Origin of the sequence: Streptomyces sp. 2114.4, assembly GCF_900187385.1 — a bacterium.
Classification (GTDB): domain Bacteria; phylum Actinomycetota; class Actinomycetes; order Streptomycetales; family Streptomycetaceae; genus Streptomyces; species Streptomyces mooreae.
Genome location: NZ_FYEY01000001.1, coordinates 449,984 through 472,252 on the forward strand (window position 1 = coordinate 449,984; position 22,269 = coordinate 472,252).

Consider the following 22,269-nt stretch of genomic DNA (forward strand, 5'->3'; position numbering starts at 1 on the left):
CGTGCACCGAGCCGTGCTGACCGCAGCATCGACCAGCGCGCTGATCGTCCTCCTGCTCACCCTCAAGCCGCACCAGCCGGCCGGCTCGACCGGTGCCCCGGACCGGGCGGGCGCCGCACCTGCCCCGTCGCCCACGGGGCGTCCGCGGCACGGCGGCCACCCGGCCGACGGCACCTACAGCGGCGCCCCGATCAGCACCCGTTACGGCACCGTACAGGTCGCGGCCACCGTCAAGGCCGGCCGGCTGACCGCCGTCAAGGTGCTGCATGCGCCGTCCGGGAACGGCCATGACCGCGAGATCGCCACCTACGCCCTTCCCCGCCTGACACAGGAAGCGCTGTCCACGCACAGCGCCCGCATCGACGCGGTGTCCGGCGCCAGCTATACCAGCGCCGGTTACATCCGGTCGTTGCAGAGCGCCCTGGACCGGGCCGGTGTCTGAGCCCCGTCGCGGACTGCGCCACGTCGAGCGGACGATGGGCACGGTGTTCTCCTTCGACGTCCGCGACGCCCGCACACCCGCCGTCGAGTCCGCCCTGGCCGAGGCCGTCTCCTGGCTGTACCGGGTCGACGAAGTCTTCTCGACGTACCGTCCCGACAGCGCCGTCAGCCGACTGGCCCGTGGAGAGCTGGGAATCGACGACTGCCCCGCGGAGGTACGTGAGGTGCTGGACCTCTGTGAGCAGGTGGGACATGCCACTGAGGGCTGGTTCAGTGTCACCGCGAACGGCGAACTCGACCCCACCGGACTGGTCAAGGGGTGGGCGGTCGAACGTGCTGTGCAGATCCTGAAGGCCGCCGGGGCCCGTCACCTCTGCGTGAACGGCGGCGGCGACCTCCAGCTCAGCGGGGGAGCATCACCCGGCAACCCCTGGCGCATCGGGATCGCTCACCCGCTGCGTCCGGGCGAACTGTGCACCGTCGTCACCGGACACGATCTGGCCGTCGCCACCTCGGGCACCGCCGAACGGGGGGCCCACATTCTCGACCCCCACACCGGCACTCCCGCGACGGGACCTGCTTCCGTCACCGTCGTCGGCCGCAGTCTCACCACGACCGACGCCTTTGCCACGGCGGCCTTCGCCATGGGTGCGGGCGCCCGCGACTGGCTGGAGGGGCTCGACGGTCACGAGGGTTTCGCAGTGACACGGAACGGCGGCAGCTGGCACACCCGGGGCTTCCCGGGAGAGGTGTGCGACGTCGTCGGCCCGGGACGTCGGTGTGAGGAGGAGCCGCCTCCCGGTAGCGCCGCGCGCTCACACCTGTAGGCGGTGACCCGGCCAAGAACGCTCCCCTCGTTCCCGGGATACCGCGGCAAGGGCACCGAGCACTCGACCGGCACGTCGCGCCCCGATCTCTCCTGCACGGCACTGCCGCGGCGGACCGCCACCGACCGGCGCACGCCGCCCCATTGGCGACGCTTCGGAGCGGCGCTTAGCGTGGGAGGGGACGGCGGTTCGCATGGCTGATTCCGGTGGGACCGCGCGGCCGGGCCGCCCGCGATGTGGAGGACCGGGATGGCATCTGTCTCCTTCCTGCTGGTGGCCGTGATCCTCACCGCCCTGGCCTTCGACTTCACCAACGGGTTCCACGACACCGCCAACTCGATGGCCACCTCCATCGCCACCGGGGCGCTGAGCCCCCGGGTCGCCGTCGCGGTCGCGGGTCTGCTCAATCTGGGCGGAGCCTTCCTCTCCACCGAGGTAGCCAAGACGATCTCGGGCGGCATCGTCCAGGACAGCGAAGTGTCCCTGGTGATGATCTTCGCCGGGCTGATCGGGGCGATCCTGTGGAATCTGGTCACCTGGCTCCTCGGGCTGCCCTCCAGCTCCTCCCACGCCCTGTTCGGCGGGCTGATCGGCGCGGTGTGGGTGGGGGCCGGAGGTTCCGCGGTGCGCTTCGGCACGATCATCGAGAAGATCGTGATTCCTGCGGTGGCCTCACCGGTGGTGGCCTGCGTGGTGGCGCTGCTGGCCACCTACCTCGCCTATGTGATCACCCGGCGCACTTCGGCACGCGCCGCCGGGAAGGGCTTTCGCGCGGGGCAGGTCGGGTCGGCGTCTTTGGTGGCGCTGGCGCACGGCACCAACGACGCCCAGAAGACGATGGGGGTCATCACTCTCGCACTCATTTCGAGCGGGGTGCTCGCCCATGGTGCGGGGCCGCCCTGGTGGGTGGTGCTGAGCGCGGGCCTGGCGATCGCCCTGGGCACTTACGTGGGCGGCTGGCGGATCATCCGGACCATGGGCAAGGGACTCACCGACATCCAGCCTCCGCAGGGCTTCGCCGCCGAGACCAGCGCGACCGCGGTGATCCTGGCCTCCTCGCACATGGGCTTCGCGCTGTCGACCACCCAGGTGTGCACGGGCAGCATCCTCGGCGCGGGGCTGGGCCGCAAGCTGGCACATGTGCGCTGGGGCGTCGCCGGGCGGATCGCGGTGTCCTGGCTGCTGACGCTGCCGGCCGCGGCCGCCGTGGGAGGCCTGGCGGCGTGGATAGCCGACCAGGGCACCATGGGGGTGGCCCTGGTCGCGGGCGTCGCGCTGGCGGCCGCGGCGGGCTTCTACGTGCTCTCGCGCCGGCGTCCGGTGAGCCCGGAGAACGTCAACGAGGTGCCGGCACCCGCTGCGAAGCCCACCGTCAAGTCGGCCTCCTGAGCCGGGCCCGCCGGGCCGGCCGTCTTCGGGGGAGGTCCGCAGGCAGCGGGGCGGAGGAAGGAGAAGGAGGATGAACATCGACTGGGGCGTTCTCGGCGGGGTCTTCGGTGTCAGCCTCGGGATCACCGTGGTGGTGGTCGTGATGTTCTCACTCGGACTGGCCGCATGGGCCCGCACCGGACACGGAGAGCCCGCCCCCGGCATGCCCAGGGGCCGGCACCGGAAGGTGGCGACCGCCACGGCCGTGCTGTGCTTCGCCGCCTGCCTCGCGGTCGCGGCCTACGGGATCGACCTGATCGTTCCCGGCTGACCCTGCCCCGGCCTCTCCCCTCCCCCGGTATCCGAGGGGCAGTTACGAAGTAGTGACCATCGGGAGTCAACCTCGCGGTCCGCAAACAGCTCTCTCTCGTCGAAAGCACGTCAATTAGGGATTCTTAGTCCTGGTTGACGCATGGGAATCGCAGGTATCCAAGGAGATACGAGCATGAAGTTTGGCCTGAAGCGGTTAGCCGTGATCGGCTCGCTGGGTGTGGCCTCGGCGGCACTGGCAACCTCCCCGGCGTTCGCGAAGAGCGACATCTCGATCGAGGCCACCCCCCACACGGCGCATGTCGGCAGCATCGTGAAGGTGCACGGCCAGGGTGGGGACGACGCCGAGCGGTACACCACGCTCGTCATACAGCAGCGATCCGGCACACCCGGCCACTGGAGCGAGTGGAAGAACGTGAAGCAGGACTTCGGCTTCGAGGTGCGCGCGGACGTCAAGGCCGGCCAGGCGGGCGAGCTGCAGTTCCGTTCGGTGCTGTACGCGACCGACGAGAACCACCAGCACGCGAAGACGGACCGGGTATCCGCGCCGCTGACCATCCACGTGGTCCGCTAGCCGACGCCCCGGCACCGCACGCCTGAGCGGCGAGAATGCCGCTTCCGCGTCCCGCCCCTGCACTCACCGCACGTGACACCATCGTCACCGTGGTGAGTGCAGGGGCGTCCGCGTTGCCGCCTCGCTCCGCTGCCCCGGACAGCCTGAAGAAGCCGTGCGGATTGCGCAAAGGGCGCGTTGCACATCTGCGATTGCGAGGCAAGCCGTCGGCGGGAATACTGAATAGTACGGGCAGGGAAGGCCCGGAAGCGCGCTGCGTGTGACCCTATGTGCCGCACGCAGCGTTTCCCTTGCCCGGACACTCGGAACGACAGCTGGAATTCCGGTCGGTGCGTCGGGGTGCTCCGTCGGCGCAATGAGCTGTTGAGGACCAGGCGTTCAGGGTGCGCGAGCCTGGCTAGGCGAAGAGCCGCCTTCGCCTTCCTCATCGAGATCAGCAGGTCAAGAGACCGCATCAGATGATGTCCGAGCCGATGCGGAGGGCGCGAAAGGGAATTGCCCCCCCCGTATCACAGCACCTTCGAGGCCGGCCCTCATAGTGGGGACCAGCCTCAAAGTTGACCCGTGGGGTCGCTAGTAACGGCCTCCGAAACCGAAACCGCGGCCTCGGTCAAAGCCGCGTCCACGGCCAAAGCCGCGTCCACGACCCCGGCCAAAGCGGCCTCCACGTCCACGACCGTATCCACGGCCATAGCCGTAATCGTCCCAGTCGTCGCCATGCCTACGGGGGAACACACTTCGGAAGCTCATCGTGCCTCCTTGACTCTCTGATCGGTCATCCAGCCATCCAGCTGGACCACTCCCCACGCTACGCCGCGACACGAGTCGAAATCAAACGGGAAAAGTCTGAAGGTAAAGGGAAATTTGCCGTTTTTGCATGTACGCAACGTGGCCTCCGGTCGCTCTCTGAATTCCAAGTTCTCCGCCCGTTCGGTCGAATTCCGGCGTCGCGCTCTCATCTCACCACCTACGCTCCAGAATTCCGCATCCGTGGCACGACTGAAGAGCCCAACACCGAATTCCGAGCGCGGTGTTGAGGAAAAGTCAGGCCATGTCGTCGGCACAGGTGACGTCCGCGATCCGTGCTTCTTGAGTCGCCACCACTCAGCGCCTCCGGCGGAGGGGGCGGCAGCCAGGCGCAGTTGCTCACGGACGTCAGTCCGATGAGCTTCGCCAGACGACGCCGCGCCGCTCGTACTCCATGATGGACTCGACGCCGGCGGCGATGGATGGTCCACACTCGCGGGTGATCAACCAGAGCGCCAGATCGATTCCGCTGGTGACACCGCCCGCGGTCACCAGGTTCCCGTCGTCAACGACTCGTGCGTCGATCACCGTGCCTCCCTGGGCGGCCAGCTCGGCCTTGGCGAGGTGGTGTGTCGTGCACGGACGGCCCTTGGTCAAGCCTGCCGCGGACAGCACCATGACTCCTGTGCAGACACCGGCGACGGTGACTTCGGCCTGCTGTGCCCGCACGAGGTTCCGTAAGACCTCTGGATCGTGGATCAGCTGGTCGCCGCCGCCCGGCACGATCAGAACGTCGGTATCGGTGGGCTCCCATGCGGCCGGCACCGTGACTTCGGTGCCGAAGAAGCATGTCACCGTGCCAGGAGCCGAGGGCCGCACCAGTGTCGTCCGTACCCGGCCGCCCGCCCGCTCGGCGTGGCCGAGAACGTCACGCGGCCCGATGAAGTCCTGCTCCTCCACCCCGTCGTACACGAGGATCTGAACGCGTAGCGGCATCGGCTCTGTCTCCTTGGCTGGTGCAGCGTCAGCGGATGCCGCGGACGCTGCGAGGGTCGCGACCGGACCACGACCGGCAGTCGGGGCCGGGTGTTGGCTACCCCAGAAGTCTGCCGCGCCGGTCGAACGGTTCCCGTCCGGCACCGACGCATCTCCTGCGACAAACGCGACCCCCTGCACACCAGTTGCTGAGCGCGGCCGGGGCGGACCGAGGCTACGCCAGGGCGGCCGGTGGGCCGACGGCGAACTCGACGTTGCGGGACCTGCGCAGGCGTCGGACGGCCTCGCGCTGGACCTTGCCTGACTCGGTGCGGGGCAGGTCGTCCACGAACTCCAGGAACCGCACGTGCCGGGGCGCGGGCAGATGTTTCTGCAGGTGCGCGAAGAGTACTTCGGCGGTGGCGCGGCTGGCGTTCCAGCCGGCGCTGAGTACGACGTACGCCTTGGGTACCTGTGCCGTGTCCTCGGACACCGGTACCACGGACAGTTCGGCGACGGCGGGGTGCAGCACCAGTACGTGTTCCAGTTCGAGGGGAGCGATCAGCGCCCCGTCCGGCCCCTCGAACACGTCCTTGCCGCGCCCGAGGTAGACCAGGGAGCCGTCGCTGTCCCATCGGGCCAGGTCACCGGTCCGGTAGAGGCCGCCCGGGGTATGGCTGGTGGCGTTGTCCTCCGGGTCGAGGTAGCCGCGCATCATGCCGACGGGCTTGTTGGCCAGGTCCAGGCACAGTTCGCCCTCCTGGGCCGGCTCGTCGGTGCCGGGCCTGACCACCACCAGCTCGTAGCCCGGTAGCGGGTAGCCCATGGAGACCGGGTCCGCCGGGGAGGAGGCGGTGACCCCGGCCATGGCGGTGACCTCGGACTGCCCGAACCCGTTGCGGACGGTCACCCCGGCCAGCCTGCGGACCTGTTCGACCACGTCACCCATGAGCGGTTCACCGACGCTGACCGCGTGCCGCAACCCGGGCAGGCCGTCGGGCAGCCCGGTCCGGATCAGTGCCCGCCAGATGCTGGGCGGCGCGCAGAAGCTGGTGACCGTCCCGGTCCTCAGTACTTCCAGCAGTCGCTGCGGGGTCGCGTCGGCGTTGTCCATGGACACCACGGTGGCCTCGGCGTTCCAGGGCCCGAACAGTGAGCTCCAGGGGTACTTCGCCCAGGCCGGGGCGGAGACGTTGAGGTGGACATCCCCCGGCTTCAGCCCGTTCCAGTACATGCTCGCCAGATGCCCGATCGCGTAACTGACGTGCGTGTGCACCACCAGCTTCGGCCGCGAGGTGGAGCCGGAGGTGAAGTAGTAGAACAGCGGCTCGTCGGCCTCGGTGGGGCCCTCCGGCACGAAGCCGCCCTCGTGCTCGGCCGAGGTGGCGAAGTCGACCCAGCCCTCGTGCTCCCCGCCCACGATGATCCTGGTCCGGAGCCCGTCCACGGCGAGCCCCGGCACGATCCGGTGGTCGGCGATCACATGCGTGGCTCCGGCCCTGCCGATCCTGGTGCGCAGTTCCTCGGGCGAGATGGTGATGAAAGCGGGGGCGATCACGGCCCGGACCTTGATCAGGGCGAGCATCAGCTCCCACAGCTCGGTCCGGTTGTCCATCAGCAGCATCACCACGTCGCCCCGGCGGATGCCCTGGGACAGCAGCCAGCCGGCCACCCGGTCGGAACGCCGGGAGAGCTCCTGGAAGGTCAGCTCCCCCTGTCCGACGATGCGCAGCGCCACCCGGTCGTTGCCCTCGGCGATCCGGTCGAACCAGTCGGTTGCCCAGTTGAACTGCCGTGGCCGCGGCCACCGGAACGCCTTGCGCGCGGCGTCCTGGTCGTTGGCGTGGTGCAAAAGGAGGTCCCGCGCGGCGCGGAACTCCTGGTAGGCATCGTCTTGCCCGGACAACTTGTCCCCGATCACTGGAAGGTGTTGGACGCGGCCCGGCGCAGCACGCTGAGTGCTATCACGTCGGCGTCCCTGGAGAAGGAGGTGTGCACGCCCGGCCGGCCGTTGCCGATCTGGGTGAACCAGCACACCCGCTCGGTCGGAATGCCCAGCGCGTAGAGGGCCCGGTGCGGCCGGCCGTCGGCGGCGATCACCCGACGCTCGGCGGGGGTGATGTGCAGTGCCCCGGTGGCGAACATCTCTTCGGTGTCGCCGTGCACGAAGTCGACGGCCATCCGGTCCTCGACCAGCTGCCGCATCAGCGGATCGGTGTTGCGGATCAGTCCCGCGGTCGGGATCCGGGAGTCGATGAGCACGTCGCAGTGCCTGCGCGAGCCCTCGACGGCCGGGGATTCCAGGAAGAACCGGCCCTGCTCGGCGTCGCATCCGTGCACCACATCCGGCCCGGCCACGTCCAGCACCCTGGCATCGACCAAAGCCAGGAACTGCGCGGTGCGTTTCAGCGGTGGGCCGGTGAAGAGTGCCGAGGTGCGCGAGACGAACCGGCCGAGGAAGTCGGCGCGATGGGATCGCGGGGTCAGGCCACCGAAGTCCACGGCGTGCCGCAGCACTTCGCGGGAGTCGCGGATGGCGTCCAGCGCGGCCTTGAGCGGGCTGTCCACGTTGCCCTGATCGGCCTCCGTGATGTCCGCGAGCAGGATGCGCCGAACCTCGGCGACCACGTCGGCACCGGAGGCGAACCGCTTGGTGTGCAACGGTCTGGACAGCTGGTCCAGGTCGACGGGTTCCACGTCCTCGAGTCCGTGGCGCACCACCACTTCGCGCCAGCGCGACAGTTCCGGGCCGAGTGCGTACAGCTCGGCACCGACCGCCTCGGCACGCTCAGGCCCGTGCTGGGTCCTTGCCTGGGTGGTGTAGTAGACATAGTTGATTTCGGCCTCGAGCAAGGACAGCACGTCGCGGTCGAAGTCCAGGGCGGGGTTCCCACGGTGCACCGCGTTGCGCTCGCGCAGTTGGCCGATGGCGGCCGAGGTGAGGAACTTCGGCGCCGCGCGGCCGGTCACCCCCTTCTGGTTGCGTCCGCGCGAGCGGATCGGCAGTCCGCTGCGCGAGCCCGCGACCACCGAGGGCTCATTGCCGCTGGGCACGTAGCACATGGCTCCGTCGCCGTTCACCTTGAACTTCCCGCCCCGGCCCACGGTGAAGGACATCAGGATGTCGTAGAAGGACAGGCCGAGCCCCACGACGCCGACCGCGGCGCCGGGCGGGATCGACTGCAGATCCAGATCGGCGGCCGAATCCCCGCTGAGGTAACGGAGTCCGGGCCGGTCCTGTGCGAACCGTGCCAGCTCCGACTGGTGCTCGGACAGCTCCGCCTGGGCGTGCCCGGTGGTGATCACCACGGCGTCGGCGGTCACGGTGCGCTCGTCGTCCGAGGTGGACACGTGGAGTTCGTAGCTGTTGCCCATCTCCCGCAACGAGGTCACCTTGCCGACCACTTCGACGACCTCGCCGAGTCCGGACATGGCACGCACCACCGAGTCGTACACGTACCGCAGGTACCGGCCGTAGGCGTACCTGGGTGCGTAGTCGTCATGGTCCAGTCCGGACAGTTCCGGTTCCGGCTGTGTGGGTAACCACTGCTGGAAGGACAGGCCGGCGCCCGGCCGGCATGGCTCACCGTCGAAGACCCCGGAGAACATGCTGATCTCACCGACGACGGTGTTCATCAGGAAGCTGGTCTCCTGGTCGGTCCGCCAGATCCGGCCCGCACCCAGTTCCACCGCGTCGATCAGCCAGATCCTGACGCGCGGCGGCTCCGTCTCGGCCATCAGATTGGCCGCGAGCCGTTCGAAGACCGAGATCCCGCGCGGACCGGTTCCTACGATTGCGACGTCCAGCACCCTGTCAGTCAGGTGTTGCACGGCCTGTCTCCCCATCTGTAAGGCTCGCCTTCAGCGCGCAGCCGCGCCCAGGTCGTCCATGTCCGGCAAGCGTCCGAGTGAGGCGGAGATCAACTCGTCCGACGCCGCCATGTCGGTCATGTTCCCGCTGAGGAACTGCTGGTAGGCCGAGAGGTCGAGCAGCCCGTGGCCGCTGAGGTTGAACAGGATGACCCTCTCCTTGCGTTCCTTCTTGGCCAGCAGCGCCTCTTCGATCGCGCCGCGGATGGCGTGCGCCGACTCGGGGGCCGGGATGATGCCCTCCTCATTGGCGAAGGTGAGGCCGGCCTCGAACACCGGGCGCTGTGCGTAGGCCACCGCCTCGATCAGCTTCTGGTGGTACATCGCGCTGACCAAGGGGGCGGCGCCGTGGTAGCGCAGGCCGCCGGCGTGGATGCCCGGGGAGACGAAGGTGTGTCCCAGGGTGTACATCTTGGTCATCGGCGTGATGCCGGTGTAGTCGTTGTAGTCCCATGCGTAACGACCCTTGGTGAGCTTGGGGCACGCCTCAGGTTCCACCGCGACGAACCGGGTCTGCAGGCCCTCGCGCACCTTCTCGTGGAAGAACGGCAGGCAGATGCCGGAGAAGTTGCTGCCCGCGCCGACCGAGCCGATCACCACGTCCGGGAAGTCGCCGATCGCACGGAACTGCCGGACCGCCTCCTGTCCGATCACGGTCTGGTGCAGCAGGACGTGATTCTCCCCGCTGCCCACCGAGAGGTTGCAGCGCTCCACTTGGCGCGCGTGCTCGAAGGCCTCCGCGTTGGCGATGGACAGGCTGCCGTCGGTGTTCGGGTCGCGGGCCAGCGCGGCCCGGCCGGCCTCGGAGTTCTCGTTGGGGCTGGAGATGACCTTGGCCCCGTTCATCTCCATCATGATCCGGCGGTAGGGCTTCTGCTCGTAGCTGACCCGGACCATGTAGACGGTGCACTCGAGGCCGAAGATGCGGCAGGCGACGGCGAGGGCCGAGCCCCACTGGCCGGCACCGGTGCCGGTGGTCAGGCTGGTGATGCCGGCCTGCTTGTAGTAGTAGGCCTGGGCGAGGGCGGTGTTCAGCTTGTGGCTGCCGGTGGTGTTGGTGCCCTCGTACTTGTAGTAGATCCGGGCCGGGGTATCGAGCAGCTGCTCCAGCCGGCGTGCCCGGTGGAGCGGGGTCGGCCGCCAGCGCAGGTACTCCTCGCGCACCGGCTGCGGGATCTCGACGAAACGTTCCCGGCCCATGCTCTGCCGGTACATCGACAGCGGGATCTGCGGGGTGACCGCGCCGCCGCTCTCGCGGGTCTCCGGCCTTGCCTGGCGCAGTTTTGCCGCCTCCTCGACGCCGGTGAGGTCGGACAGCACGTTGTACCAGTGAGTGGGAACGATTTCTTCAGCCGTCAGCGAGGCTTCTGCCGAATTCACCATGCGTTTCCGATCCTCGATTCTAGGAATTTTCCACGTGCGACTGGACCAGCTTCACGAGATCGTCGACCCGGCACAGCGCGGCCTCAAATATCTCGCTGTCGCCGATCGTGATGCCGCATTCCTTCTCGACTCGGACGACAATTTCAAGAATGCTCAACGAGTCGATGCCGATCCCGCGCAACTCGTCGTCATTCTTGATTTCGGCCGGCGCGGACGATCCGAGTACGGCTGCGATGACCTCGCATACCCGGGTGTCAACCTTCACAGGAGACGTCAAAACGATTCCTCTTCCCTGGAGTTGTTCGCTTTTCCGGCTGTTCCGCTAGGGGTGTCTCCCCTTAGGCCATGGGCCCCGTCATCACCGCGGTGCGCAGCCCGAGCAGCAGCAGAACCGCCCCACTCACCCAGGCCAGCCCCACCCGCATCGCCGGCATGGCCAGCAGCCGCCGCGCCAGGCCGACGAGGGTGACCACCACCGCGTACCAGCCGGCGCTGATCATGATCTGCACGGCGGTCAGGGTGACCACGTCGGCGGGCGAACCGCCGCCGGCCGGCAGGAACTGCGGGATCAACGCCAGGTAAACGGTGGCCATTTTGGGGTTGGCGGCACTGGTGACCAGCCCTGACCGGTAGGAGCGCCACAGGTCGGTGCCGGCGTGCTCCTCGGGCGCCGGCTCCGGCTGGTGGCCGAACTTCCGCCTGTTGCGCACCGTCACCACCGCGAGATAGCAGAGGTAAGCGGCGCCCGCCAGCTTGAATGCGGTGAACACCAGCGGAGAGCTCTGTGTCAGTGCGGCCAGTCCGAGGGCGGAGGCCGCCGCCCACATGAGCAGCCCGGTGCTGCTCCCAAGAATGGTCACCAACCCGGCCCCACGTCCAAACCGCAGCGTCTCATTCACCAACACCATGAATGACGGCCCCGGCGCGGCCACCATCGCGAAAACCGTCGCGATGAAGACCCACGTCACCATGAGGCTGCCGCAATGTCCATCGCCATTCGACCGGAGGGCGCAGTCAACGCTTGTGCATCCAATCGAATCGACCCCCCTCCAAGGTCCGAAAGTCCCGGATCTTGATCACCACCATTGGAACGCTATCGGCTGGGATGACCCCAGGCAACAATCTGGGAAAACAAGTTCCCGGACAGGAGGGAAAGTTACGAGCCAGTAGGAATCAATTTCGGTCACCCCGGGGTGTGACCACGAGCTCGCCACGTCGGATGCACTGCCGCAGAGAGTGCACATCCAGCCATGAACACGCCCTGACCCGTGCGCCGAAGGCGTGTCCATCACCACACTTTCGCTTTTCGGGGAACCAAACCAAGGAAGATGAACTGCAAGTGTCTTGCGGAAGGCCGCGATCGAGCAGATCCGCGCGGTCGTTCCGCCTGAACCAGGTGGGGCTGAGCCCATGATGGATTTCAAGATTTCTCAGCCGAGACCTGCCGCACCGTCCGCAACCTCCCGGGACACAACAACCAGACCGCGGTAAAGCCACCGTCAGCGGCGACCACTGCTCCCGTGATGAAGCTGGAGCGTGGTGAGGCGAGAAAGCACAGGACCTCGGCGATCTCTTCGGGCGGCGACGCGGGCAGACCACCGGACTCGACGAGTTCAGCATGAGTACCAACATGCGGCTGCGATCGGCCGATCGCCCCGGGTTTCAGCAAGGACGGCGGAAGGTGGCCCGGTAGGTCTGCGGTGTCGTGCCGGTGACGCGCTTGAACCGTTCGCGGAAGGCGGTCGCGGATCCAAAACCGGCCTGCACGGCGATACGTTCGACGGGATGGTCGCTGTGCTCAAGTAGGTACTGGGCGTGTCGGACGCGTGCGCGGAGCAGCCACTGCAGTGGGGTCGTGCCGGTCTGTTCGCGGAAGCGGCGGCTGAAGGTGCGGGTGCTCATGGCGCAGCGGGCAGCCATGGCCTCCAGAGTGAGATCCTCGCCGAGGTGGTCCTGGATCCAGGCCAGTGTCGGTTCCAGAAGTGAGCCGCGAGGCAGCGGCGGGGGTTCGTGGACGATGTACTGGGCCTGGCCGCCCTCCCGTTCCAGGGGGGTGACAGCCAGTCGGGCCGCGTCCGCCGCGACGGCCGATCCCAGGTCGCGGCGGACCAGGTGCAAGCACAGGTCCATGCCGGCGGAGGCCCCGGCGGAGGTGAGCAGTTGGCCGTTGTCCACGTAGAGCACGTCCGGGCGCACTTCGATTTTCGGGTACTGCCGGGAGAGTTGGTCGGCGGCGATCCAGTGGGTGGTCGCGGCCAGGCCGTCCAGCAGGCCGGTGGCGGCCAGGGTGAACGCGCCGCCGCAGATCGAGGCGATGCGCGCGCCGTCGGCGGCGGCGTCACACAGTGCCTGGAGAGCCTCGGCCGGGGGCGGCCCCGCGTGCTCCTCCCGGCCGGGCACGATGATCGTGTCAGCACCGGCGAGGCCGTCCAGCCCCCAGGGCACACGGATGGTGAACGTCTCGGTCGGCACCTCCGGTCGGGTTCCACAGACGCGCACCCGGTAGGGGCGACGCCCGTCCGGCAGGCGCACGCGTCCGAACACCTCGACCGGGATGGCCATGTCGAAGGCCACCGTCTCCTCCAGCGCAAGAATCGCCACGGTGTGCATCCACGCAGGCTACGCCCACTTCCCGCCGTAACACACGCCGCAGGTACAGAAGTTGAGAGTCACGAAAGCACTGGTCGGCGAAGTGGCGAGAACTCGTTGGGTTGTGTCATTCCAGCCCATGGTCGGGGTCTGTCGTGCCGCCTAGCGTGAGCGCGGCAGTCACGAACCGAGGGAAATGAGAGTCGCCGATGCTGGCACAGTTCGTCCTCTTCGATGGGTTCGACCCGTTGGATGTCATCGCTCCGTTCGAGGTCTTCAGCGCCGCCCGGGCCTTCACCGATCGGGTGACCGTCGAACTGGCCTGTGCGGAAGGAGCCAGGCAGGTGCCGAGCGGAATACCCGGCGTCGCGCTGACGGCCGCCGCTCTTCTGGCCCCGGACCGCGCGGACCTGGTCGTTGTGCCGGGCGCGGCCGGCAGGCTCCCCGGGCCGGGCGCGGACGACTCTGCCGAGGAACAGATTCCCGTGATCCTCGGCCGCGCGCTGACCACGGAGCTCCCGAAATCGCTGGCCGGCGCGCTGGCCGCAGAGGGCACCACGGTGGCCACGGTCTGCGGCGGGTCGCTGGTGCTGTCGATGGCCGGGCTTGTGCACGGCCGCCACGCCACCACCCATCACCAGGGTCTGGACCTGCTGGGCGCGGGCGGTGTGCACGTCGCCCCGGGCCGGGTCGTCGACGACGGCGACCTGGTCACCGCCGGCGGCGTCACCTCTGGCCTCGATCTGGGCCTGTATCTGCTGGAACGGGAGGTCGGGCCGAAAGTCGCGCTCGCGGTGGAGCAGCTGTTCGCCCACGAGCGCCGCGGCGTCGTCTGGCGCGACCAGGGGTTTGTGCCGATGTCCCCCGCCGGCGCGGAGCAGCCGCGGTGACCAAGCTCCTGCTCATCCTGCACGTACTCGCGGCGATCGTCGCCGTCGGCCCGGTGACCGTGGCGGGCAGCATGTTTCCCGCCGCGGCCCGCCGTGCCGCCGGCACGCCCGACCAGCACGAGACACTCGCCACGGTACGGGTGCTGCACCGCGTCTGCCGGGTCTACGCCGCCCTCGGCCTGGCCGTTCCCGTCCTCGGCTTCGCCACCGCGAGCGAGCTGCACGTCCTGGGCAGCCCCTGGCTGATCATGTCGATCGCGCTGACGGGTGCAGCTGCATTGGTGCTGGCGCTGCTGGTTCTGCCGGCCCAGGAACGCCTCCTCGCCCAGCTGGCCGAGTCCGCGGCCGGGACGGCGGCCGTCGAGCGCGCGCAGACCGCGCGCCTGGCCATGCTGACCGGCGCCTTCAACCTGCTCTGGGCGACGGTCACCGTCCTGATGATTCTCCGCCCCGGCTCCACCACGGGAGTGTGACCCATGACCGCCAACTCCGTACCCGCGCCACGGCTCGCACACAGGCCGCTGCGCGCCTCGGCAACCATCGAACTGGTCAGCCTCGCCGTGTTGTTGGTCAACATCGCCACCGGGGACGCCCGGGAGATCGCCGCGCTGTTCGGGCCCGTGCACGGGGTCGCCTGGCTTTTCGGCGTCCTGGCCACCCGGCGCGATCCGCGGCGCAGCACCGGCGCCACGCTGCGCGCCGTCATCCCTGGCATCGGGGGCCTGCTCGCGCTCCGTGCCCTGGAGCGTGCCGACGCGCAGGCCGCTTTGGACACCGGATCGGGGGCACGATGAGAGCCCACCTTCCCGGGCTCGCGGCCACGGCGGCGCCGACCCTGGCGTTCGTGGCCGCCTACGGTGCCGACGGGCTGCGGACCGCCCTCGTGGCGGCCACAGTGACCGGTGTACTGGTCCTCGCCTGTGGTCTGGGGACCCGCCGGTACCTCCAGCATGCGGCGGTGGGCGCGCTGCTGGCGGTGACCTGCGCGGCCGTGGCGGTCGGTACCGGGCAAGCACGGGGCTTCTTCCTGCTGCCCATGCTGCTGCCCGCGGCATCCTCGGCGGCCTGCCTGCTGTCGGTGCTGGCAGGCCGTCCCCTGGCCGGCCTGGTGGCGAACCGGGTCGTGGGCGGCCCACCGCGCTGGCGGTCGCACCGGCCCCTGCACCGTTTCTATCGTTGGATGACGGTGTGCATCGGCCTGGTGTGCCTGGCGAGTCTGGCTGCGCAGGCCGCCCTCTACAGCCGTGCGGAGATCACCTCGCTCGGTGTCCTCCACGTCGTCATGGGAGCGCTGTGGCCCGGGATCACCGCCGCCACGCTGGCTCTGTCGCGCATGGCCGTGGCCCGCCACCGCGACTCGGCCGCCTGATACAGGTCCGGCATCCAGAGAATCGCAAGCGGTCCTGGCGCTGTACGCAGCGTGGACCCGCGTATAGAGGAAATCTTGCCAAAGTGTTACTGACGTTGTCGGCGTGATGTCGTCAAGGTGAGTCCGGTTTCGGCGAGGCATCCGTCGATGAAAGCCGTACCGGACAGGAGGCTGCGGGCCTGTGATCCGGGTACCGCGGTCCCGCGCCGGAGAAGGGGGTTGCTCGCGGGAGTGATCTTCAGGCAGTTGAACCGGAAGCCATGGGGCAGGAGATCTCAAACGACCTTCGACTCACGGCTGGGAGACAAGCGTTCATGGTGACACCGATACGCCGGGGGCATACCACGACTCGCCGCCCTCGCTTCCGGATGCGGCAGTTGACCGTGGCGTTCGGTCTCCTCGTCAGCGGTGTCCTCGGCATCGGCCTGGTCCTCAAGGCGCTCTTGCAGGACTCGCCAATCCGCCCTGGGGCAGTCGCACTTCTCGGCCTGGTGCTCGCCGCAACGGCCCTGGGCATCATCCGGCGCGGACATCACGGCCGTGCCCTGCCGCCAAGGGCCGCTACCTCATCTGCCCAAGCGCCCCCGGCCGCCGCACCCGACCTCCGCTTCCGGAGCGGGGAAGAGCCGGCCGACGAGGACGTCTATCTGGCCGACGATGCCGACGTGGACCCGGAGGAATTCGAGCGCATGGTGGCGCTGCTGTGTGAACGTGACGGGTGCCGAGAGGTCCGCGTCGTCGGCGGCGCCCATGACCTGGGTGCCGATGTGCTCGCCGTGACGCCCGATGGGCTCCGCCTCGTCCTCCAGTGCAAGCAATACGGTGAAGACAACCGAGTGGGGTCCCAGGACCTCCAGCGCTTCGGCGGAACCTGCTTCACCGTCCATGAGGCCGACATCGCCGCAGTCGTCACCACCAGCACCTTCACCGGTCCCGCGGTTGCCTACGCGGAGCAGAGCGGCATCCGGTGCCTCGACCACGACCAGCTTTTCGCCTGGGAAGCGGGCACCGGCCCCGCCCCATGGCAGACCGGCAGTTGATCGAGACGGCTCGCTGCTGTACCCGGGGCAGGGCCTTCGGCGCGAGAGGCTCAGGCCGGCCCCCGGCCCCCGGGCCCCCGCCCCGCCCCCACAGTCACGTGAGAGCCACTTGCCCGTACGCCACCGACTCGGTTCGCAGACGGCCTGTCGTCTGCGAACCGAGTCGGCTGGGTAAGGCGCCTCGGCTATGCCTCGGCGAGGAGACTTTCCCGCAGGGTGGCGTAGGTGCGGGTGAGGAGGCGGGAGACATGCATCTGGGACAGGCCCATTTCCTCGCCGATCTCGGTCTGTGTCATCTCCGAGCCGAAGCGGAGTTCGAGGAGAGTGCGCGCACGCTCGTCCAGCTGGGCCAGGTGCGGCTTGAGGGCCTGAAGGTCCTCGGCCAGTGCGAGAGCGGGGTCTTCGTTGCCTATCAGGTCGGCAACGAGCCCGGTCTGCTGCTTGCTGCCACCCGCTTCGATGGGCCGGTCGAGGGAGCCGGCGTCGTAACCGTTGCAGGCGACCAGCCCCTCGATGACCTCCTCCTCTTCCAGCCCCAGGTGGGCCGCGAAGTCGGCGACGGACGGCTCGGGGTTGCCGCGCCCTTCGAGCTCTTCACGAGCGCGGGCAAGGTCCACGCGCAACTCCTGCAGACGGCGCGGGACGTGCACGGACCAGGTCGTGTCACGGAAGAACCGCTTGATCTCGCCGGTGATGTAGGGGATGGCGAAGGTGGTGAACTCGTTCTCCCGCGACACGTCGAAGCGGTCGATGGCCTTGATCAGACCGATCGTCCCGACCTGCGTGATGTCTTCCATCTCCTGTCCGCGGCTGCGGAACCGGCGCGCTACGTAGCGCACCAGCGAGAGGTTCATTTCGATGAGCGTGTTGCGCGCGTACTGGTACTCCGGGGTGCCTTCCTCCAGGTCCGACAGCTGCTCGAAGAACAGCTTCGACAGGCGACGCGCGTCCTGCGGGGCAACGCGCTGAGCCTCCTCCACCTGCGGCACAGCCGACCGAGCAGCCTCACATGCGGCGCCCCTGTCCGAGCGATTCACCGAGATGTGGGCCTGCGCCGCTGCCATTGCCATGGCTACTCCTCCCTGATCTCCCCGTCATGCCGTCACGCCCTCACCTACCCGATGAGCACACATAAAACTGCCATGCGGCAACTATTTCCGTAGGGAAACTATGGCGCCCGTCCTCGGCGGCCGGGGACTAGCGATCGGCTGCGGTCCATGAATCCTTGGCAGTTGCCGGTACGCCCCCCCCCCGCAGGGGTGCCACCCACGTACAAGGCGGCGCACCGGCAACGCGGTGATCACCCGGAACCGGGGTGTCTCACGCCGCGACCGCCTGAGGGCGTCGTGCGCACCTCTCGGCGGACCTCAGCCAGCCCGTGAGGTCGGCGCGGGCACGGGCCACCCGGGAGCGGACCGTGCCGATGGGACAGCCCACGATCGCCGCCGCGTCCGCGTACGGCATCCCGACCAACTGGGTGAGCACGAACGCCTCGCGCCGTTCGCGGTCCAGCGCTTCCAGCAGCTCGCTCAGCGCCAGACCGTCGTCGAAGCCCGGCAGTCCGCTGGGCTGACGGTGTTCCGCGACGGCCTGCCAGTCGTCGACATCGGCGATGCGCGGACGGGCGGCGGCAGACCGGTAGCGGTCGATCACCACCCGGCGAGCGATCGACAGCAGCCAGGTACGGGCGCAGGAGCGGCCGGCGAATCCCGGCAGACCCGTGAGGGCGCGGAGAAACGTCTCCTGTGCGAGGTCGTCGGCGCTGTTCGTCTCGCCGCTCAGGTGGGCCACGAAGCGCCATACGTGGCGGTGGGAGGCGCGTATGAAACGCTCGGCGGCCTCGGGGTCGCCGTTCCGGGCGGCCAGCGCCAGGGCGGTCAACTGCTCGTCGTCCGCGGTGGTCCGCTTGCCGCCGGCCGGATCGAAAAGGGCAGGAATCATCGCCACACGTCCTTCGGAGGGTGCGGGGCGTACCAAGGCATGGCACGGCCTCGTCGGTGAGCGGCATTCCGGGAACCCGTGCGAAGGCCGGTGACACCGTCCGGAGGCGACGGTCGACGGGCGTTACGGGCAGGCCGGAGAGCCGCGGGGCAAGGGGCCGGCGTGTGGCCGGGCGGCGCGCACGGAGGTACACGGAGGTACGAGGGCGGCAGCCGCGTGGACACGCCGGTACTCCGCCCGCCACCGATGCGAGGGACCTTGCCGGAAGAGGCAATGGACCTTGCGGAAAAGGGACCTTGCAGAAAGTGGAGTGGGGATCCCGGTCTCCGGCGGCAACAGCACGTCATGGACGGGAGTGGCGTCCACGACCGCATTGCGGAGTTCCGGGCGCTTGCCGGGAGGGTCCCGGGCCAGGCGGGCGGTCAGCAGCAGAAGGACGGCTTCGGCGGGCCTCTGCGGGACAGGACGTGGTGCAGGAACACCCCGCGCAGGCGCAGGACATGACCGCCACCGGCCACCGGACGCGCGGTCGGCTTCAGGGCAGGCGGGTCCAGCGTCGCCAGGACCAGCATCAGGGGCGCGAACCACACCGCGGCCACACTGCGGGCGAGCCGGAACGCGGCGGCCTCGCCGCGCCACAGCCACAGCCCGCACACCAGCGCGGCCAGCACATGGGCGAGGAACATACCGAAGGTGCCGTGGCCGGAGTGCACCCTCTGCAACTCGCTCATCTCGCCGCGCACGGCACTGATATTGCCCAGGTGCGCGGTGGAGGCGGCGAGCCGGCCGGCCATGCCCGCCAGCTGACTCATCCCCGCGATCTCGCCTCTTGGCGCCATTGACGCGGAGTACGCGGTCTCCTGGCCGAGGACGGACCGGCAGGACTGCGCCAGGCCGAACAGGGAGTGCAGAACCAGTTGGGCCACGACGGCGGAACCGGTCACGGCGAACCCGCCGCGTTCCCGCCCCGCCGACCACCAAGCCGCCGCGCCCGTTGCCCCCAGCGCGGCTGCGAGCGCCCCTGCGGGCACCGGCTGCGCGGACATCAACGCATGTCCCAGGGCTGCGGTCGTCACGCACACCACCGCGAAGATCGCGGCGCGCGCAGCTCGTGAAACCGACCCGGCAGTCATGTTGGTCATCGTGCCAGCCGGTTCATCCGTAGGGGAGGGTGCACGGCGCCGCGGGCCCAGTTGTTGTCCGGATCCGCTAAACCCGCTCGTGGGTGGTCAACTGGGTGGCAGAGCAGGCGGGATGGGGGTGGGCGTCATGCCTCCGCCGGGTCTCCTCCTCCCGGGTTTCCCCACCCGGCGGGTCTCACCGGGAACTGGGGGCCCGGTCCGTACGACTGACTGGGCCCGGCCTCACGAAAGGCGGGGCCGGTGTTCCAGGAGGGCTGCGGTGCGGGTGAAGCGTGCGACGGAATCGGGATCCGCCGGGCCCGACGGCGATACGGCGCGGCCGCGGCATGCGGGCCCGGCGGTGACGCTGCTGCTGACGTCCGCGATGGCCTTCTCGATGATGCAGCTCTTCCTGATCGGCGCGCTCGGGCCGCGGCTCGTCGGCGAGCTGGGGATTTCCCGTACGGTGCTGGGTCTGACCACGACGGCGGGGTTTGGCGCGGCGGCCTTGCTGTCGCCGGCGGCGGGGCGCCTGGTGGACCGGGTGGGGCCACGGCGCTGTCTGGTGGCCCTGCTGCTGCTCGCCGCCGTCTCGCTGGCGCTGATCGGCGCCGCTCCGGGGACAGCGGTGCTGCTGCTGGCGGTGGCGCTCGGCGGTCTGCCGCAGGCCCTGGCCAACCCGGCGACCAACAAGCTGATCCTGGCCGCCGTCCCGGCCGAGCAGCGGGGTGGGGTCACCGGGCTGAAGCAGTCCGGGGTCCAGTTCGGTGCCTTCGTAGCGGGACTTCCGCTGTCGCTGCTGGCCGCGGGGGTGGGCTGGCGTGGTGCGGTGTGGACGGCGGCGGGCACGGCCGCGCTGGCCGCGGTGTGGGCAGCCCTCGTGCTGCCGCCCGACGCGATCGCGGCGGCTCCGTGCAGCCGCCCTCCCCGGCCCGTGCGCGGCCTGACACGGCAGTTGGCGGTCTTCTCCCTGCTGCTCGGCTGCGGGATCGCCTCGGTCAACACCTACCTGGCGTTGTTCGGTTCGCAGCGACTGGGCCTCTCCCCGACCACGGCCGCCGCCTTGGTGGCCGTCCTGGGCGTGGCCGGCATAGGCGGGCGCATGGGGTGGTCGCGGGTGGCAGGGCGGCCGGGGCGAGCCGAGGCGCTGCCCGCCTTGCTGGCGGCCGGGGCGGTGGGCGCGGCGCTGCTTCTCGCCGTCGCGGTCCTGGCGCCCCCGCTGGTGTGGGTGGCCGCGATCGCCGTCGGATCGTTCGCGGTGTCGGCGAACGCGGTGTCCATGGTCCTGGTGCTGCAACGAGCGGCGCCGGGGCGTGCCGGACAGGATTCGGCGCTGGTGTCGGCGGGCTTCTTCGCCGGATTCGCGGTGGGCCCGCCGTTGTTCGGCGCGCTGGTCTCGGCCACCGGCTACGGGCCGGGATGGCTGCTGGTGGCAGCCGAGTTCGCAGGGGCGGCCGTGGTGGCCGTGCCACTGCGGTCGCGTCGCCAAGAGGAGGACGGATGAAGGAGAAGGAGGGAGGCGGAATGCATACGTCCTCAAAAACGGTGGGTCGGACTGCCTCGGAAGCGGTGGGTCGGGCCGACTCGGAATCGGCGGTCTGGGCCGGCCAGGCGCTCGCCTCCCTGCTGGAGCGGGTCTCGGTGACGGCGGACGAGGTCGGTCCCCGCTTTCCGCTGTACGCGGACGCGGACAGCGGCTCGTGGAAGTCCACCTCCCGGGGTTCGTGGACCGGGGGGTTCTGGGCGGGCCTGTTGTGGTGGCGTGCCCTGTCCTCGGGCGACCCGGCGCACCGTGCGGCGGCATCCGACTGCACCCAGCGGTTGCGGTACTGGGTCCGGCAGGACACCGCCACCCGCGGGCTGGTGCTCTGGTACGGCACCGCTCTGGCCGCCGGCCCCGGAGGCGACGAGGCGGCGGTCCGGTTGAGGGAAGAGGCGGCGCGGGCCTGCCTGGCCGCGTACGACGGCGAGTGGGGGCTGGTGCCGTGGGGAGATGCCTTCGGCGGGCCACGGCTGCTGGCGCGCGCGGACGGGGTACCGGGGCTCGTGCCGCTGCTGGCCCGCACGCCGGGCGGTGGGAGCGGCGGGAGCAGCGAGGGCGGTGGGAGCAGTGGAGACGGCAGGGGCGATGGAGGCGGCAGGGGCAGTGGAAGCGGCAGGGGCAGTGGTCAGGCTGCCGCCTACGGCCATCTCACCCGGCATCTTGACCTGTGCCTCTCCGAGGACCCGCCGCGCCCCGCCTGGCGGGCCCGGCCGCCCGGCACCTGGACGGCCCGCGCCGAGCCGGCGCCCGGCTGGAGCCGTACGGCGGCTTGGCTGCTGCTGGGGGCCGCCGACGGGCTCCACTTGCTCGGGGACGACGCCCGCCTGCGGGAGGCGGCAAGGCGGCTTGCCGCACTGCGCCTCGCCCCGGGGACACGGCTCATCCCTCCGGCTCAGGACGGGATGTTGCCCGGCCCCCTGGACACGTCCGCCGCGGCGATCGAGGCGGTGGCCGCGCTGAAGCTGGCCACGCTCGCACGGGCAGCGGGCGACGGAGAGGAAGGCGATCGCCTGACGACCCGGGGACGGCTGATCCTGCGCCAGTTGACCGAGGCCCACCAGTCGGACTCGGGCGCGTTGCTGGACGGTTGTTACGACGCCGGGCGGGGCCTCGCCACGCACCATGAGCTGATCTGGGGAGACTTCTTCCTCGCCTGGGGACTGGCGATACTCACCGGGCTGGCGGAGCCGTTCACGATGTGACCAGAACGGAACGCCCCACGCGACCCGCGTAATTCAGGCGTGGCCGCCAGGCTTCGCGG

General features: G+C 69.6%; 22 protein-coding genes and 1 pseudogene. 12 read left to right on the plus strand and 11 right to left on the minus strand.

What is annotated here, in order from left to right; genetic code table 11:
- Position 1 precedes the first annotated feature (1 nt).
- From CFW40_RS01940 to CFW40_RS01960, 5 genes are all read left to right on the plus strand, one after another.
- On the plus strand, positions 2 to 442 hold the full coding sequence (locus tag CFW40_RS01940; protein ID WP_088796088.1) for an FMN-binding protein: 441 nt from the start codon (positions 2 to 4) through the stop codon (positions 440 to 442).
- A 34-nt stretch (positions 443 to 476) separates the two neighbouring features.
- Entirely contained in the window at positions 477 to 1,268 is a 792-nt protein-coding gene (locus tag CFW40_RS01945; protein WP_176956718.1) for an FAD:protein FMN transferase, read from the plus strand.
- Between the two features lie 249 nt (positions 1,269 to 1,517).
- Positions 1,518 to 2,657, plus strand: coding sequence for an inorganic phosphate transporter (locus tag CFW40_RS01950; protein WP_088796090.1), 1,140 nt, complete (start codon positions 1,518 to 1,520; stop codon positions 2,655 to 2,657).
- Between the two features lie 70 nt (positions 2,658 to 2,727).
- A complete protein-coding gene (locus tag CFW40_RS01955; protein ID WP_088796091.1) occupies positions 2,728 to 2,967 on the plus strand; it encodes a hypothetical protein in 240 nt (79 codons plus the stop codon).
- A gap of 174 nt (positions 2,968 to 3,141) precedes the next feature.
- Positions 3,142 to 3,540: a hypothetical protein gene (locus CFW40_RS01960; RefSeq protein ID WP_088796092.1), complete on the plus strand. Its 399-nt coding sequence runs from the start codon at positions 3,142 to 3,144 to the stop codon at positions 3,538 to 3,540.
- Between the two features lie 1,155 nt (positions 3,541 to 4,695).
- On the opposite strand, the gene CFW40_RS01965 is transcribed toward CFW40_RS01960, so the two are convergent.
- From CFW40_RS01965 to CFW40_RS02000, 8 genes and pseudogenes are all read right to left on the minus strand, one after another.
- The gene (locus CFW40_RS01965) at positions 4,696 to 5,283 is read right to left on the minus strand and encodes a DJ-1/PfpI family protein (RefSeq protein ID WP_088796093.1); all 588 of its coding nucleotides are present in this window, start codon (positions 5,281 to 5,283) and stop codon (positions 4,696 to 4,698) included.
- A 214-nt stretch (positions 5,284 to 5,497) separates the two neighbouring features.
- Entirely contained in the window at positions 5,498 to 7,168 is a 1,671-nt protein-coding gene (locus CFW40_RS01970) for an AMP-binding protein (RefSeq protein ID WP_256331641.1), read from the minus strand.
- An 11-nt stretch (positions 7,169 to 7,179) separates the two neighbouring features.
- On the minus strand, positions 7,180 to 9,072 hold the full coding sequence (locus CFW40_RS37760) for an FAD/NAD(P)-binding protein (protein ID WP_256331640.1): 1,893 nt from the start codon (positions 9,070 to 9,072) through the stop codon (positions 7,180 to 7,182).
- A gap of 51 nt (positions 9,073 to 9,123) precedes the next feature.
- Positions 9,124 to 10,515, minus strand: coding sequence for a TrpB-like pyridoxal phosphate-dependent enzyme (locus CFW40_RS01980; protein WP_088796096.1), 1,392 nt, complete (start codon positions 10,513 to 10,515; stop codon positions 9,124 to 9,126).
- A 19-nt stretch (positions 10,516 to 10,534) separates the two neighbouring features.
- Positions 10,535 to 10,780: an acyl carrier protein gene (locus CFW40_RS01985; protein WP_176956602.1), complete on the minus strand. Its 246-nt coding sequence runs from the start codon at positions 10,778 to 10,780 to the stop codon at positions 10,535 to 10,537.
- A 73-nt stretch (positions 10,781 to 10,853) separates the two neighbouring features.
- Entirely contained in the window at positions 10,854 to 11,486 is a 633-nt protein-coding gene (locus tag CFW40_RS01990) for a LysE family translocator (RefSeq protein ID WP_088796098.1), read from the minus strand.
- Positions 11,487 to 11,998: 512 nt separating this feature from the next.
- Positions 11,999 to 12,094 (minus strand): annotated as a pseudogene (locus CFW40_RS37765) (SDR family oxidoreductase); the annotation flags it as partial.
- 83 nt (positions 12,095 to 12,177) lie between these two features.
- On the minus strand, positions 12,178 to 13,125 hold the full coding sequence (locus CFW40_RS02000; RefSeq protein ID WP_088796099.1) for a GlxA family transcriptional regulator: 948 nt from the start codon (positions 13,123 to 13,125) through the stop codon (positions 12,178 to 12,180).
- 188 nt (positions 13,126 to 13,313) lie between these two features.
- On the opposite strand from CFW40_RS02000, the gene CFW40_RS02005 reads away from it, so the two are divergent.
- The 5 genes from CFW40_RS02005 to CFW40_RS02025 all read left to right on the plus strand — a co-directional run bounded on the left by CFW40_RS02005 (position 13,314) and on the right by CFW40_RS02025 (position 16,403).
- On the plus strand, positions 13,314 to 13,994 hold the full coding sequence (locus tag CFW40_RS02005) for a DJ-1/PfpI family protein (protein ID WP_088796100.1): 681 nt from the start codon (positions 13,314 to 13,316) through the stop codon (positions 13,992 to 13,994).
- Positions 13,991 to 14,467: a DUF2269 family protein gene (locus CFW40_RS02010; RefSeq protein WP_088796101.1), complete on the plus strand. Its 477-nt coding sequence runs from the start codon at positions 13,991 to 13,993 to the stop codon at positions 14,465 to 14,467. Before CFW40_RS02005 ends, CFW40_RS02010 begins: the two co-directional genes overlap by 4 nt.
- 3 nt (positions 14,468 to 14,470) lie before the next feature.
- The gene (locus CFW40_RS02015) at positions 14,471 to 14,788 is read left to right on the plus strand and encodes a hypothetical protein (RefSeq protein WP_088796102.1); all 318 of its coding nucleotides are present in this window, start codon (positions 14,471 to 14,473) and stop codon (positions 14,786 to 14,788) included.
- On the plus strand, positions 14,785 to 15,363 hold the full coding sequence (locus tag CFW40_RS02020; RefSeq protein ID WP_088796103.1) for a DUF3159 domain-containing protein: 579 nt from the start codon (positions 14,785 to 14,787) through the stop codon (positions 15,361 to 15,363). The genes CFW40_RS02015 and CFW40_RS02020 overlap by 4 nt, the downstream gene beginning before the upstream one ends.
- A gap of 368 nt (positions 15,364 to 15,731) precedes the next feature.
- Complete coding sequence (locus CFW40_RS02025) at positions 15,732 to 16,403, plus strand: restriction endonuclease (RefSeq protein WP_256331639.1); 672 nt, start codon at positions 15,732 to 15,734, stop codon at positions 16,401 to 16,403.
- Positions 16,404 to 16,588: 185 nt separating this feature from the next.
- Here the strand turns inward: CFW40_RS02025 and CFW40_RS02030 are convergent, their stop codons facing one another.
- From CFW40_RS02030 to CFW40_RS02040, 3 genes are all read right to left on the minus strand, one after another.
- The gene (locus CFW40_RS02030; protein ID WP_256331833.1) at positions 16,589 to 17,467 is read right to left on the minus strand and encodes a SigB/SigF/SigG family RNA polymerase sigma factor; all 879 of its coding nucleotides are present in this window, start codon (positions 17,465 to 17,467) and stop codon (positions 16,589 to 16,591) included.
- 256 nt (positions 17,468 to 17,723) lie between these two features.
- Complete coding sequence (locus tag CFW40_RS02035) at positions 17,724 to 18,344, minus strand: sigma-70 family RNA polymerase sigma factor (protein WP_088796105.1); 621 nt, start codon at positions 18,342 to 18,344, stop codon at positions 17,724 to 17,726.
- A 422-nt stretch (positions 18,345 to 18,766) separates the two neighbouring features.
- Positions 18,767 to 19,477 (minus strand): hypothetical protein, encoded by a 711-nt coding sequence (locus CFW40_RS02040; protein WP_143034595.1) that lies wholly within the window; start codon positions 19,475 to 19,477, stop codon positions 18,767 to 18,769.
- 373 nt (positions 19,478 to 19,850) lie between these two features.
- On the opposite strand from CFW40_RS02040, the gene CFW40_RS02045 reads away from it, so the two are divergent.
- Complete coding sequence (locus CFW40_RS02045; RefSeq protein ID WP_088801848.1) at positions 19,851 to 20,969, plus strand: MFS transporter; 1,119 nt, start codon at positions 19,851 to 19,853, stop codon at positions 20,967 to 20,969.
- Between the two features lie 65 nt (positions 20,970 to 21,034).
- Positions 21,035 to 22,210, plus strand: a complete 1,176-nt coding sequence (locus CFW40_RS02050; protein WP_176956601.1) for a sugar ABC transporter permease — start codon at positions 21,035 to 21,037, stop codon at positions 22,208 to 22,210.
- Positions 22,211 to 22,269 lie beyond the last annotated feature (59 nt).